Annotated in this window: 10 protein-coding genes; 3 read left to right on the forward strand and 7 right to left on the reverse strand. The window is 43.9% G+C overall.

Features of this window, described 5'->3' with window-relative positions; all coding sequences use genetic code 11:
- Positions 1–67: 67 nt before the first annotated feature.
- From ACYCSE_RS06765 to ACYCSE_RS06775, 3 genes are read right to left on the reverse strand one after another with little or no spacing between them, the layout of a single operon-like run.
- Complete coding sequence (locus tag ACYCSE_RS06765) at positions 68–790, reverse strand: response regulator (protein ID WP_007432713.1); 723 nt, start codon at positions 788–790, stop codon at positions 68–70.
- A gap of 4 nt (positions 791–794) precedes the next feature.
- Complete coding sequence (locus tag ACYCSE_RS06770) at positions 795–1,955, reverse strand: sensor histidine kinase (protein ID WP_013312293.1); 1,161 nt, start codon at positions 1,953–1,955, stop codon at positions 795–797.
- A gap of 47 nt (positions 1,956–2,002) precedes the next feature.
- Positions 2,003–4,720 (reverse strand): stalk domain-containing protein, encoded by a 2,718-nt coding sequence (locus ACYCSE_RS06775; protein ID WP_459701876.1) that lies wholly within the window; start codon positions 4,718–4,720, stop codon positions 2,003–2,005.
- 266 nt (positions 4,721–4,986) lie between these two features.
- Between ACYCSE_RS06775 and ACYCSE_RS06780 the strand changes: the two genes are divergently transcribed.
- Genes ACYCSE_RS06780 through ACYCSE_RS06790 form a run of 3 tightly spaced genes read left to right on the forward strand, consistent with a single transcriptional unit; the run spans position 4,987 to position 10,467 of the window.
- On the forward strand, positions 4,987–6,396 hold the full coding sequence (locus tag ACYCSE_RS06780; protein ID WP_459701877.1) for an efflux RND transporter periplasmic adaptor subunit: 1,410 nt from the start codon (positions 4,987–4,989) through the stop codon (positions 6,394–6,396).
- Complete coding sequence (locus ACYCSE_RS06785) at positions 6,393–9,509, forward strand: efflux RND transporter permease subunit (RefSeq protein WP_459701878.1); 3,117 nt, start codon at positions 6,393–6,395, stop codon at positions 9,507–9,509. The genes ACYCSE_RS06780 and ACYCSE_RS06785 overlap by 4 nt, the downstream gene beginning before the upstream one ends.
- A gap of 55 nt (positions 9,510–9,564) precedes the next feature.
- Positions 9,565–10,467 carry a TetR/AcrR family transcriptional regulator gene (locus ACYCSE_RS06790; protein ID WP_459701879.1) on the forward strand — a complete coding sequence of 301 codons (903 nt, stop codon included), beginning with the start codon at positions 9,565–9,567 and terminating at the stop codon, positions 10,465–10,467.
- A gap of 129 nt (positions 10,468–10,596) precedes the next feature.
- Here ACYCSE_RS06790 and metK read toward each other — a convergent pair whose 3' ends face one another.
- The 4 genes from metK to ACYCSE_RS06810 all read right to left on the reverse strand — a co-directional run bounded on the left by metK (position 10,597) and on the right by ACYCSE_RS06810 (position 14,724).
- On the reverse strand, positions 10,597–11,799 hold the full coding sequence (gene metK / locus ACYCSE_RS06795) for a methionine adenosyltransferase (RefSeq protein WP_013312298.1): 1,203 nt from the start codon (positions 11,797–11,799) through the stop codon (positions 10,597–10,599).
- Between the two features lie 330 nt (positions 11,800–12,129).
- Positions 12,130–12,420, reverse strand: a complete 291-nt coding sequence (locus ACYCSE_RS06800) for an alpha/beta-type small acid-soluble spore protein (protein ID WP_061831635.1) — start codon at positions 12,418–12,420, stop codon at positions 12,130–12,132.
- A 141-nt stretch (positions 12,421–12,561) separates the two neighbouring features.
- Entirely contained in the window at positions 12,562–13,140 is a 579-nt protein-coding gene (locus tag ACYCSE_RS06805) for a hypothetical protein (RefSeq protein WP_459701880.1), read from the reverse strand.
- A gap of 45 nt (positions 13,141–13,185) precedes the next feature.
- The gene (locus tag ACYCSE_RS06810; protein WP_459701881.1) at positions 13,186–14,724 is read right to left on the reverse strand and encodes a stalk domain-containing protein; all 1,539 of its coding nucleotides are present in this window, start codon (positions 14,722–14,724) and stop codon (positions 13,186–13,188) included.
- Positions 14,725–14,762 lie beyond the last annotated feature (38 nt).

A 14,762-nucleotide genomic window follows, 5' to 3' on the forward strand; every position in this document is an offset into this window, starting at 1 on the left:
AAGAAGGGCGGTACAGCATTCATATCTATTAGCAGCTGCATCGTCTAATGCATGGAAAGACTACACTTTACAGCGTAACCCATCCATATTTAATTGAGTTAATAACTGCTTGTGTACGGTCATCAACTTCCATTTTTTGCAGAATACTGCTGACATGGTTTTTGACCGTTTTCTCACTAATGAATAAATATTCACCGATCATCTTGTTGCTCTTACCTTCAGCCATCAGACGCAGCACTTCAGCTTCACGACGGGTCAATGGATTATTTTCACCTGCGACAAACTTCACGCCGGCTTCCTTCGTATGACCTTCAGCCATAGCCCCTGTTTCATTCAGGTAGGTCATCCGGCGAAGCTGCTGAATGAGCTTACCCGTTACCTTCGGATGGATAAACGCATATCCCTCATGAACCGAACGAATTGCATTAATGAGGGACTCGGCCTCCATATCTTTTAACAGATAACCATTGGCTCCCTTGCGCAACGTCTCGAATACATAGCTTTCATCATCATGAATGGATAAAATGATAACTTTGACATCCGGGAACATCTCACGCAGTTTTTCGGTTGCCTCTACACCATTTTCAATTGGCATATTAATGTCCATCAGAACAATATCTGGTTTCTCTACGTTACAGAATTCCAACACTTGAATACCATCGCCACATTCTCCGATGACCTCAATGTCGTCCTCCATATTCAAAATACGTTTAAGTCCTTCACGGAACAACTGATGATCGTCCGCTAAGAGAACTTTAATGGGTGCATTGCTAATTTCCTGATTTTCCATGTTGTTACTCCTTTCCCTTTTCCACGTTGGTTGGGATATGAATCACTATCTTGGTGCCTTGATTCTCAGCTGATTCGATCTCCATTCTCCCCTCGAGCAGTTCAACCCTTTCCCGCATACCAATCAGACCAAAATGCCCATGATCTTTGCTTTTTTGCTGAAAAAGCTCTGGCTTAAAGCCCAAACCATTATCCTGCACCACGATTTTTACAAGCTGCGCCTGATAGGTAATCTCAACAAGCACATAGGTAGGATAAGCATGCTTGGCAGCGTTGGTCAAAGCTTCCTGGATCAGACGGTAAATGGCTGCTTCCATCGCGGAAGAGAGACGGTGTTCCTTGCCCCTTGTTTCAAAAAGCGATCTAATTTTCGTTTTTTCTTCAAAATCCTGCACATATTTCCGGAGCGTCGGAATAAGTCCCAGGTCATCCAGGGCCATAGGACGCAAATTGAAAATGACCTTTCGCATTTCCTCAAGACTGGAGCGAACCTGTTTCTTCAAGTCTACTATTTCGTCCTGAACCATCTTAAATTCCTGCTTGGCGATCATTCTTTCCACAATTTCCGTCCTAAGCACTAGATGCGCAAGGAGCTGCGCAGGTCCATCGTGAATTTCACGGGATATACGCTTGCGCTCCTCTTCCTGAGCCAAAATAATTTTCAGACCAATAAACTGCCGGTTTTTGGCCGATTCGATGATCCGCGTCACTTGCCCTAATTCACCCGACAAATATTCCAGCACGACCCCCATCTGCGAACCGATGGTTTCGGCGCGCTCGACAGAAGCCTCGACACTTTTGGCCCGCTTTTGAAGATCATCCCTCCTGGCTTTGAGATACATTTCCTTCTCGCGGAAAATCATCACATCAAGTTGAAGCTGTGTTGCCTTCTCATAAGCCTGCTTGATATCCTCTTCCGAATAGCGAACGAAGTCGCGGCTGACCTCAGTCAACCGAATGCGGGACCGCCGATAGTTCATTTCCAGCTGGTCCACCTTTTCGATCGTTTCTGCTGTTTCCTTCAAGACGCTCTGGAGCTCCTGATTTAACGTGACCAGCTCGGTCCGGGCCGTGTCCAATATTTCGAACATCTGATATTTGCTGTTCTCCATCACCTGGATGGCATTTTTAATGACTCGGTCTATGATATCGGCTTGAAAGTCCACAAATGTTCTACTCCAATCCTAGCATTTCAAGTATATATCATACCATATCATGACTGGAGGGTGATGGTCTTCGTTTCTTGTTCCCATTTTACAGTCATTCCTAACTGCTCAGAAACGAGTCTTAATGGGACTAAAGTCCTACCTCCTAGCACAATGGGTGCAACATCAGTGCTTTGACGCTTCCCGTTCAGAACAACTTCTTTTTTCCCTACGGTCAAATCCATCAGCACACCGCCGCGCATAATGGTGATCCGCTGATCGCCCGCATTCCATTTGGCTTGTCCGCCAAATGCGTCCAGTACATACTTGATCGGAACATACGTTGAACCATCGCGAGTCATCGGTGTGGCATCAATCGTGGTCGGCGTTCCGTTCACCGTCATTGATTTTTGTCCAATCGTCATTTGAGCTGTTCCTTTTTTGAGTCCTTCTGTACCGACCGTTCCCGGTGTATTAAAAGAAATATTATCAAAAGCAATATTACCTGTTTTAGCACGCTCGTCCTGACCCTCCGCCACATTGACCACATAAAGACGCTTCAGCTTCGCCGGATACGAAATATTCAAACCGCTCATATCTGCGTTAATGGTTTTCCAGCCGTTCCAGTCGATCACTTTAGCGAGATCAATATATGCTGTTTTGCCTTGAGCATCCTCTAACTCCGCACGCAACCAGTTCAGACTCTTATCCCCTCTGACATCAATCGAGATGGAAGTAGCCGCCTGTTCAAGCGTTTTCCCGGATATGCCGTTCAATTGAGCGTAAGCATACATTTTACCACTGCCGTTCGTCATATCGTAGTTCAGCTCCAGTACTTTGGAATTGGCATGGTCGCCATCTCCTTGTACAACAGCCGCTGTGCCGGTAACACCTTCCACATTCGAAGTAAAATCAACCGGATACGAAACATTTTCGAAGTTCTCCCAGTTGTTTGTACTTGCTCCGCCAGCAGATAGGAAGACGACAGCGCTGAAACCATCATAGCGACCGATGGCATAGCCCGTTTTCACACCTGCATCCACTGTATTTACCGTAAGCTGATTGTCCTTGACACTTCCCTTAAAGCCGATGAAATCCCATTTGAGCGCATCTGAGGTAATGCTGACACTCTGTCCATCTTTTGTCTTTGCCGTTACCGGTACAGCGATTTTAGCTCCAGCGGTAAGCGAGCCACTTCCAGTACCAGCGGTAAGTGATGAAATTTCATCTGCTCCAAGCACCGTGACCTTGGTTGTAGCGCTGGCTGAGCCACTGGATGCCGTTAAAGTAGCAGTTCCCGGTTTGGCTCCCTTTACAACACCGCCGCTCACTGACACAACAGCCGGATTGCTGGATTTCCACGTCACTTGTACTTTCGAGGTATCGAATGGATTGTAGTAATTGTCATAACCTTTGAAGGAATAGCTTCCGGTCTGACCAATCAGCAACGTTTTATTGCCCTTGATGGTGAAGCCTTTGAGCGTTCCTTTAGGAGCATTGGTATATACCCCCACTCCATTTACAATACTACGTTGCTCTGTGCCATACTCTGTATTGAACGTAAGCCCCGCTGTCGTATCTCCCAAATCACGAGTCACCATGGTGGTAGAGCCGCCCCCGTCAAGGTTCATACCCTTCCAGACGCCAATATCTTTCATCAGCGTTTGCAACTCGCTCAGGGATACACCGACGCTGTTCCCATTCTTCTCAACAGCAATGACATAAGCGTAACGCTTGTCACGAGAATATCCCAGAGCTGTACGCGCACGCGTCCCGCCTATGCTTGTTGTGCTCCGAGAAAAAGAGGTTTTCTGACCGTCATTTACTAATATGGTATGTCCACCAATCATCATTTGAAGGTTAGAAGGATCTACTTCGCTCCCTGTCGATTTAACACGAAGGTGATAACTTGTTTCTACCGTCTGTCCCACGGTCAGATGCGCTTTGGCATAATCAGCAGCTTTACCATGAGTACGTAAAATATAGCCATCCTGCGGAACGGTCATATTCAATGTAGCATTGTCGGAGACTTGTGTAACCACACCATTTTGTACCAATATCTCGGTGGGCGTTGTCGAACTGTTTTTGGGCCGCTCAATCGCTTTCCAAGCAGATGTATAAATATACATAGCATTAGAGTGGCTATAGCCGCCCCCACTCGTCTCAGGCGAATACGAAGCCTTGTTCATCCCTGCCAAAGAGAAGGACGACCCATCTCCAGCTTTTACTGTACCTTCAAAAGTAAACTGCTCTACCATGGGAGAACCATCCTTGGTTACAGCAAAGGCATACATACCCGTTAAATCAGATGGAGTAGACATCAACACACCCTTGGATACTTGTCCACCGATCGGCGCTCCCTCGCTGGAGGTATTAAAATAATCTCCGTTTACACCAGCAACCGCCCCGGTCTCTTTTGCCATGCCACCTGTACTCTGACGGGTCGTAAACTGTCCATTCTTCCCCGTCATGACATCCAGCTTGACGTACGGATTTTGTAAGTCCACTCGAATGATATCAGCCAGCGCTGTTCCTTTGGACCCTTTAAAACGATATTTCAATAATGTTGCACCCGAAGTAATGATCTCTTCGCCCAATTTTACAGTTGAACCAGAGGCTGCACTTGCGATTGGAGCAGACATCCAACCATTCAAGGGGATTAGAGCCCCAGCTCCAGCAACCGGACCGACCCATAATACCCCTGCCAGTGTTAACACGGCCCATCTTTTAGCAATTCCTCTGCCATTTACTTTCACTTCACTCTGTTTCTTATTACTTAAAAACATTTGGATAATAGCTCCCATCTCCAGTGTATTCAAACGGTTTTATTCCGCACGTGTACTCTATCAATAAACAAAAAAATCCTCTTATGTTAATAGACTTATTATATAGGCAAAAGTTACGAAAATCCCGTCAACTAATTCATAAAATCTAAAACGATGAATTGACGAATGCAATATCGGCGCACTATAATACATTTGAACTTAATAGTTCAAATAATACTGATTAGTTCACAACTCCAATTATGACCCTATCGGAAGGATTGATAATCATGAATAAACAACGGGCCATCATCATATTCACTTTATCCCTGAGCATCGCAATGACCGGATGTTCTACAGAAAAAAAAGATGCCGCTCTAGGTTCATCTGCACAGCCAACCGTTGTGCGCACCGCAATCGTCAAATCCACGCCACTTCATACGGCCTATAACTTGTCAGGCACTCTTCAGGCTTATGAGGAGAACACACTGGCTTTCCAAAATGGAGGCACTGTAGCCAGTGCATATCTCACTGTCGGTACTGCTGTACAGAAAGGCGCCGTTATTGCTAGTCTGGATGACGCTGACTACAAGCTTCAGGTGGCACAGGCGACAGCCTCCATCTTGGAGGCACAGGCTGGTATTGATAACGCACAGGCTAATTTACAGGCTGCTACCTCCGCGATTCAATCCGCCGATGCCGGCATTACAGGAGCTCGCGCGAATGTTAACAAGGTCAATAAAGGCGCACGTGCTCAAGAGAAACAACAAGCGCAAGCTACTGTAGATAAGGCACAAAGCGCTTATAACAAGGCCAAGACGGATAGCGAGCGTACACAGAAGCTGTTTGAGGCAGGCGCTGCTACCGCATCAGATAATGAAAATGCTCGCCTGAATGCTACCGCAGCCCTGAAAGACCTGGAACAAGCCAAGGAATCCCTGTCCCTTTTGCTGGAAGGAGCCACAGCCGAAGATCATCAATCCGTCCAAGCTTCCTTTCAAGATGCGCTTGCAGGTAAAAGCAAAGCCCTTGCGGCCAGTGAACAGGCTACAGCTTCCCAAAAACAAGCCCATGCCAACTACGAAAAAGCCCTTGTTGCCAAGGGGCAGGCAGAACTTGCACTTTCACGCACACGTCTAATCTCTCCTGTGAACGGTGTAATCTTAGACAAAATCGTGAATACAGGTGATTTGGTCGCGTCAGGGCAAGCCGTCTATCGCATAGGCTCCATCGACCGCCTCAAAGTACTGCTTCCTGTACCAGACAGTGAAATTAAGGATTGGAAAAAGGGTCAACAAGTAGAAGTGGCGCTCTATGAAGAGACTCGTCAAGGTACGGTGTCTAACGTCTATCCTTCAACCAGCACCGACACGGGAAGGGTTAACGTAGAGATTGTTATAAACAATCCACAGCGAGACTGGTTACCCGGTCAGGTCATTAAAGCTGCTCAACAGGTGACCGACAAGAATGGGATTCTCGTTCCTGCCGAAGCAGTCATTAACACGGGAAGCAAGCCTTTTATTTTCAAAGACATTCAAGGAAAAGCTGTTAAAACCCCTGTGGAGCTTGGTAATCAGGTTGTAGATAATCAGTTGCAAATCGTATCGGGACTTCGTGAAGGCGAACGTATTATCGTTAAAGGGGCAGAAAACCTGTTTGATGGAAATGCGATTCAGTCGGAGGAAGGCGGACGCCCATGATTGAGTACATCGTAAAAAAACGAAAAATTACATTGCTGTTTTTTGTCATGCTGATTTTGGTCGGAATCTTCGGCTTTTTCCAGTTACCACAGCAGGAAATGCCGGATGTCACCATACAAAATGCCACGGTAACAACAGTCTACCCTGGTGCTTCACCACAAAAAGTAGAACAAACCGTAACTAAAGAGCTGGAGAAACGCATTAAGGAAGTTGAAGGTGTTAAAACGATTAGTTCGACTTCTGGTAACGGATTCTCCTCTATTTTAATCGAATCTAAAAACGGAGTTGATCCTCAAACGGTTTGGGATAATATGCGTAAAAAAGTGCAGGATGCACAAGCTGATCTTCCTCAAGGCGCTGAAGTGCCTGTTGTAAATGACAAGCTAACCAGCTCTTTTATCGGCTCCTATGCCCTAACAGCTGACTCTTCCGCACCACTGTATAAACTAAATGATTTAACAACAACTTGGAAAGATCAGCTCAACACCATTTCTGGCGTATCTAGCGTCAAATTCAATGGTCTCCCTGATCAAGAAGTACGTGTTCATATTGACAACCAGAAGCTTCAGCAATACCAGCTGTCATGGGGACAAGTAGCTCAAGCGATCCAGTCTCAAATTGATCGGGTTCCTACTGGTAATATTGAATACAACGGACGTACCTATCAACTTATTGTTCGCGAGACCGAAAAAGCTGATGAATTGAATCAGGTCCTTTTGACACGTACCAAAGAAGGTAATCCTGTATATTTGAGAGATGTCGGCACAACGGAGCTGGCACATCCTAATACAGAATACTTTGCCTATGTAGAGGGTAAACCGGCCATTACGCTAAGTATTGGAGCAGAAACAGGCACAGATATCCCTTCTATGAGCGAAAAGGTCAATACCAAGCTCAAAGAACTGGAGAAAACACTTCCCGCAGGTGTTCACTTTCAAACTCTTTTTGCACAAAAGGATCAGGTAAGCCATATCTTTGACGACTTAAAGCGTGAAACGATTCTTGCGATTGCGGCCGTTATTCTCGTTTGTATGTTGGGGCTGAATTTGCTCACCTCTGCATTTGTTGCACTGGCCATTCCTATTTCGGTTTCGATTGCCATTATCTTTTTGCCTATGTTCGGCATCACTCTAAATCAGATTTCCGTTGTCGGTCTGATCATCGTACTCGGCATACTCGTGGATGATGCCGTAGTTGTAAATGATAATATTGAGCGTAGACTTACGGAATTAGGAGAATCACCCTCAGTCGCAGCTGTAAAAGGTACCAAAGAGGTCATGCTTTCTATTTTGGTTGCAACTCTGGCTACCATCTCAGCTTTCGCGCCATTGTTGTTTCTTCCTGGAAATGTAGGTGCGTTTATTAAACCTATTCCTGCTATTGTCTCCCTGACCATGCTTGCCTCTATGATTATGTCGCTCACCATCATCCCTATTTTTCGAGAATGGTATGAGAAGCGCAGACAGGCTCGTCACCCTCAGGGTAAATCTAAACCAGCAGGCTTGCTCGGCCAGCAGATTCATTCTTTAAACAAGCTTTATTCACAAAAACTGATGCCTAAGGTCATTCAGCGTCCCTTGTTGACAGCCATGGTCGGACTCATGCTTGGAACAGCCGCCTATGGATTAGTTCCCTTTACCTCAGTTGAACTTTTTCCTGAGTCGGAAGATCCTCATGTTGCACTAAATGTAAAAATGCCTGTAGGCACTTCAATTGCGGAAACCGACCAGGTCGTTAAAGACCTTGCAGGCTGGGTGAAAAAGCAACCTGAAACTTCCAAGGTCGTCTACAGCGCTGGAGGGACTGCCCCACAACTGTTTAGTGACATTAATAGTTCGGGTGGAAATATTAGTTATAACGAAACGGTGGGGCAGATTGCTGTCGTCGGCAAAGAAAACGTATTCGATCTCAATACGACAGTTGATGCTTGGGAACAACATGTTAAGAAATCCTACCCTGGAGTTACAGTTACGATGTATGTTCCTCGTCTCGGGATTCCAGTGGGTAAGCCCGTTTCTATTCGTATCTCAGGTCAGGATCTGAATGAACTGCAAACCCTTGCCCAAAAAGCAAAGGAGCAGATCGCGACAGTAGAAGGCACAACAGGCATCGTGGATGATATAGGAATTGAACGATATGCATTGGAGCTTGAGGTCAACAAACAAGCGATGGATCAGTACCTGGTAAGCTACACAGATTTGACTCGCACCCTGCTTCTATTAAAAGAAGGAGCCCAAGTCAGCCAATTTGATACTGGAAACAGTCTGGTAGATATTAGAATGTATTTGAATCACAGCGAAGAGGAGCCAAGTAAGCTTTTCCAACAATTAAGTGTAGTTAATGCAGCTGGTAAGCAAATTCCATTAAACCAGCTTGTCCAGATTAAGCCGTCATTTGCTATTCAGCAAATCAAGCATTACAATATGGAGCGGACGATTACGGTGGAAGCCGATTTGAACGGACGAACTGCAAGCGAAGCGATGGTTGATGTTGAAAGTAAGCTGGCACAAATGAAGTTCCCAGAAGGCTACAAATGGGAGGTTGGTGGGGAAACCTCTGACCAATCGACCATATTCAAGGACTTAGGACAGCTGGCGATCGTTGTAGTCTTGCTCATTTTACTCTTGATTACTATGCAATTTTATTCTCTCTCCATTCCTATTATTATTATGACGACCGTGTACCTGGCAGCAGCCGGCGGGATTATTGGTATTTTCTTGACCGGTATGCCTATTGGTTTTATGAGCATCATGGGAATTATTGCACTCGCGGGCATTGTTGTGCGGAATGGGATTGTGTTAATTGAATTTATCGAGGATGCACGACATGAAGGAATGGAATTAAAGGAAGCCGTAATACAGGCGGCTGCTGCTCGCTTCAGACCGATTTTATTGACATCTTTGGCAGCTATTGTAGGTATGATTCCATTAGCACTATTGGGAAGCCTGCTCTTTAAGCCACTGGCGTTTACCGTCATTTTCGGTTTGTTATTCTCGACCTTGTTAACCTTGTTTGTCGTGCCGTCCTTGTATATGATCATGGCCAAGTACAAGATGCGCCGTCAACTCAAAAAACAGCAGCACACAGTTATCACACGTGACCAACCTTTGTGATGTATGAAGTGATTTCGATGCTGTCGAGTTGGCTGCTCCCTAGGGGGAAGTATGTATGGAAAGTAAGAAAAATGATATTTTACAGGCAGCCATTCGGCTGTTCTCCAGAAAAGGCTATTCTTCAACATCTGTTGAAGAAATCGCCAAAGAAAGTGGGATGGCGAAAGCATCCTTCTATAAATATTTTCAAGGAAAAGAAGAACTCCCTCTAGAAATGTGTATCATTCTGGAAAATAACATTGAACAAGACATCCGGGCTCTCTACAGTAAACCTAATCTTTCTAAGCATGATAAACTGCACGGTTTTATTGTACTTTACTTGAAAAATCTCGTTGAAAACAAAGTGTATCTCATGATGGATCTTCCTGAGCCTTCCATGCTTATTTTTCAGAATGAACAACTCAATTACGCATTCGAGAATCATGAATACAAATTGTACAGATGGGTTCGCGACTGCCTGATTGATATTTTTGGACCGAGCATTGAAGATCATGCATGGGATATGACCTTTGTACTTAAAAGCATTGTGTTTGAATATATTCGCTTCTTTGCCGATCGGATGAATGATGAAACGATTGAACATCTAACACAGTTTATTATCTTCTTATCCAGCTCCTTGGCAACCAGCCTGAACAATGCTGATTCAGCTCCACATTTGTTCTGGAGCAAGCAAGGCTGGTTACCTGAAAGTGCTCTAAGTAATCCCTTTGACCAAGGCCGTCAAATTAACAGCCTTCTCCACTCCTTGGAAGACAGTATACTGCTGTCTTCGTGGAGTTCAGAGGAGAAACAAGAGTGTCAGCAAATCTACGCTCATTTAAAGAAAGAGGCTCTGAAATCCAACCCGCAAAAAGGCCTCCTGAAAGCCCTTTTTGCGTATTTGGAGCAGTACAAGGAACTGCAAAAGGTTTGTCGTCTACTTAAAAATTTATTGGACCATGCACCGATATCCGAGTAGTCACTCAGTATTCGGTATTTCGGTGCAAATTCATACTTAACAGCGAAACACATCAAAAAAAGACTGTTCATGCAAAGCATGAAACAGTCTTTTTGGGTTATTGCTTTTATTTTGATAATATACGAGGAATTACAGCCCCGCTTGTTCTTTTAGAATTTCAGCTTTATCTACGCTCTCCCATGGTACATCCAAATCTGTACGGCCAAAGTGACCGTAGGCAGCAGTTTGCTTATAAATTGGACGACGCAGATCCAACATACGAATGATGCCTGTTGGGCGCAGATCAAAGTTATTTCGGATCAATTCAACTAGCTTCTCATCGCTTACTTTACCCGTACCGTATGTATCGACGTTAATCGAAACAGGCGTAGCTACACCAATGGCATAAGCAAGCTGAATTTCCACTTTGTCTGCCAATCCAGCTGCCACGAGGTTTTTCGCTACATAACGAGCAGCATAAGCAGCGGAACGGTCCACTTTGGTTGGATCTTTACCGGAGAATGCTCCCCCGCCGTGACGCGCATAACCACCATACGTATCCACAATAATTTTACGGCCTGTCAGACCTGCATCTCCTTGAGGGCCACCGATAACAAAGCGTCCTGTTGGATTAATGTAATATTTGGTTTGCTCATCCAGTAATTCGGCAGGAACAACTGGCAAAATAACCTTTTCTTTGATGTCTGCTTGAATTTGCTCCAAAGTAGTATCTTCCGCATGCTGCGTAGAAACCACAATAGCATCAATACGAACAGGTTTGCCATTTTCATACTCTACCGTTACTTGAGTTTTACCGTCTGGACGAAGATAATTCAGTGTTCCATCCTTACGTACTTCAGACAAACGTCGTGCAATACGGTGAGACATAGCGATAGGCAAAGGCATCAACTCAGGTGTCTCGTTCGTAGCAAAACCAAACATCAATCCTTGATCCCCAGCCCCAATGTTTTCCGTTTCTTTATCTACTTCAGCAGGATCACGGCTTTCCAAGGCAGCATTAACCCCTTGAGCAATGTCCGGCGACTGTTCATTCAAAGAAGTCAATACAGCGCAAGTATTATAGTCGAAACCGTATTTCGCACGTGTATAGCCAATTTCCTTAATCGTATTACGTACAATGGATGGAATATCCACGTATTCCGATTTGGAACTGATTTCACCAATGACGAGAACGAGACCAGTAGCTACCGATACTTCACATGCTACCCGTGCATTAGGGTCATTAGCCAGAAAGGCGTCCAATACAGCATCGGATATCTGATCACAGATTTTATCCGGATGGCCTTCTGTTACAGACTCGGACGTGAACAAATGGCGGCCTTTTACAGACATGAATTTCAACCTCCCACAATTAAAATACATGAGGATTTATTAAAAAATCCTGACATGGCAATGGCATTATTCAGATACCTTCAAGCCAACAAATGGCGGGAGATATCTTGTTACCTTATTAATAAAAAATGAACCTTTTCCGGTAGGAAAAGGTTGCGTACAAGCCTCAAATGCCATGATATCCTATTTAAAACAAGGTGTCAATTCATGCTGCCCAATTACAACATTCGAAATTGAGGTAAGTTTACATGCAAATCATTTTCGATTCACATGTAAATAACCTAGTTTATACGCTACTATATAATCAAAAACTTAGAAAATTATTGCTATTTACAATGTACCAAATTCAGATAAGCTACGTTCAGCAGATTGTATCAGTCGCTTAGTAATTTCACCACCAACTGAACCGTTCTGTCTTGAAGTCAAATCACGCCATGCTACATTTTGGCCCCCCGCAAACTCCCCCAATTCTGCAGCAAATTCACTGTCAGCATTGGGATGTATATGAGTATATTGAGGATTATAAACTGGTAGCCCAAACTCAGCAGCGATCTCATACTTCAAATCATCTAACCTGGCACGGCTTTCGGGAATTAATCGTCTTTGACCTCTTGACGCCATCGTATACACCCTCCACTAAACATATTGTCTTTCATGGGGTTAGTGTGCAGCGATTAGGTTCAATTTAGCCAAGAACAATTTGCTATCCCAAGCAGTATTTAAGAAAAAGAGCCACCGAAAGCAGCTTATATACAAAAACAGTTACTGAACAGTATAACCGCCTCGTACCATAACGACCAGACCAAACTTCTGACCTTCTTTTACTTGAATACCTCTTCCTTCTCTAGGAAAGGATAATAAATGATTTTTTTCGACAGTCTGATTATGGACAATTTCCGTTCCAGAAGTAATATCAATAGCACCACTGGCATCCATACTATACACAACAGCATAACCATTACGTAAAATAAACTCTGACCCTGCTTTGGCAATCAGTTTTTGACCAGGCTTTACATCAACTACCTTTAAAACCTCTGTCTGCTCTGGTGTGGAAGTTTTTCCTGCACCAGAAGCTCCTGACGCTGTTGTGTTAGAAGTAGCATTTGTTGTTGGAGTAGTCGAACTAGTCGTTTTACTACTCGTATTACTTGCTGGTGCTCCACCTTTAATTGCCTGAGCAATTTTTTGGTCAACATAGCTTTTGGTTACGACTGGATCATCAGCTGTACCAGGTTGTCCAGAACTGGAGGCACCATTAACTGAATTGTTCATTAAGGAACCAGCAACAATTCCTCCTCCAAGTAAAACAGCAGCCAACGATACTTTATAGCGTGATTTCATAAAGTCCTCCTACAGCAGGTTATAGCAAGTATTGTTAAGTTTTAATTATTGTGCGCTAGCTCCAGAAGAACCCTGCATAGCCCAAGGCTTATCAAAAGCCAACTTCAAAGTATCAATATTTGTAACTATATCTTCGGCCTGTTGCTCAGCAGTAGTGACTTTCAAATTAGCTTCATAAACCTGAAGCTCTGTAGCCAACCCAACATCAAATTGTTTCTTAGCCATATCAGCCGCACTTCTAGCACTCACCAAGCCAGCTTGAATCTGTGAATATTGACTTTCCAACGCTTTGATGTTGTTATAGATTGTTCTTACTGCTTCTTCGAGTTGTCTCTTTGTACCCTCTGTTGCATACTGAGCTTTCTCGACATTAAGCTGTTCGGCTTCGTAAGGTGTGTTACCTGGCGTACTAAAATTGTAGAGCTTCAAGCTCAATTCAGCCAAATCCACTTTTTGCTCACTCAGCCAAATAGCCGTGCTGCTGGTAAGTACTTGGCTTACTTTAGTTTCCACATTATCTTTAAACTCAGAATATACAGGTTTATCCTTTAATTCATAACGTTGCTCTGGTTTATAACCAATCACTTGGTTCAAAGATACATATGCACTATCTAGATCTTTTTTTGCCTTCTCTAAAGCAGCTTGATTTTGAGTCAACTGATTAGTTGCCTGCGTAACCTCATAATCACTCGACATTTGGTTATCTCTTTTAATTTGTGCAACTTTCAGCTTGCGCTCAGCATCTTCAATATTCAATGCAGCCAGTTTAACGGCATTCTGCTTTTGAAGAAGCTTATTGTAAAGATCCTTCACATTGTACTCAATGCCTTCTTTGGTCATATCCAAGTTCTTTTTAGCAGCCTCATAATTAAGGTTCGTTTGGGCATAACCTTTAAAAGCTTTGTCTTGTGCTTCATCACCTGCTTCTGCTGGAACAAAATTAATATCCTTGCCAGCTTCTTTCATTATTTTTCCGGCTTGATCGATATTCGTTGTAGCTGTTTTAACTGAAGTGCTATCAGCTACGGCCAGTTTAACTGCATCATTATAGGTCAACGAATCATTATAATAGGTATCATAAGTAACTTGAGTCACAGGAGCTGTGAGAGGCTTACTGGACAAACTATTGGTTTGGTCGTCAGTAGTACTGCCATTAGCTTGATTGGAAATGGTCACTGTTCGTGTAGCCTGATCCCAATTTACTTTGGCGCCTAATGATTGGCTCACAAAACGTAATGGAACGAGTACTTGACCCTTTTGAATTTGAGTTGCTACATCGAGCTGTACAGGATTACTATTTTTATAAGCAAGTTTAGAACCAACATTTAAAGTTAACGTATCGTCATTTTTAGATGCTGTCACTTTTTTAGCTTTGCTGTCCCAATCGACTTTCGCACCCAAGCTTTCAAAAACACCACGCAGAGGCACCAAGGTTGTATTTTGACTAACAACTGGGGACTGGGTATATTGCTGAGTTACACCGTTAATAATAACCTTTATATCACCTGGTTGAGCTCCTGCAAGACTGGCGAACGCAGAAGAAAGAACCAATGTGGACAGTACTGCCACTCCAAAACGTTTCATAATTTCTCTCCTTTGTCAATAAGACTAATAAAAGAAAA

The sequence above is a fragment of the Paenibacillus sp. SEL1 genome (assembly GCF_054602535.1).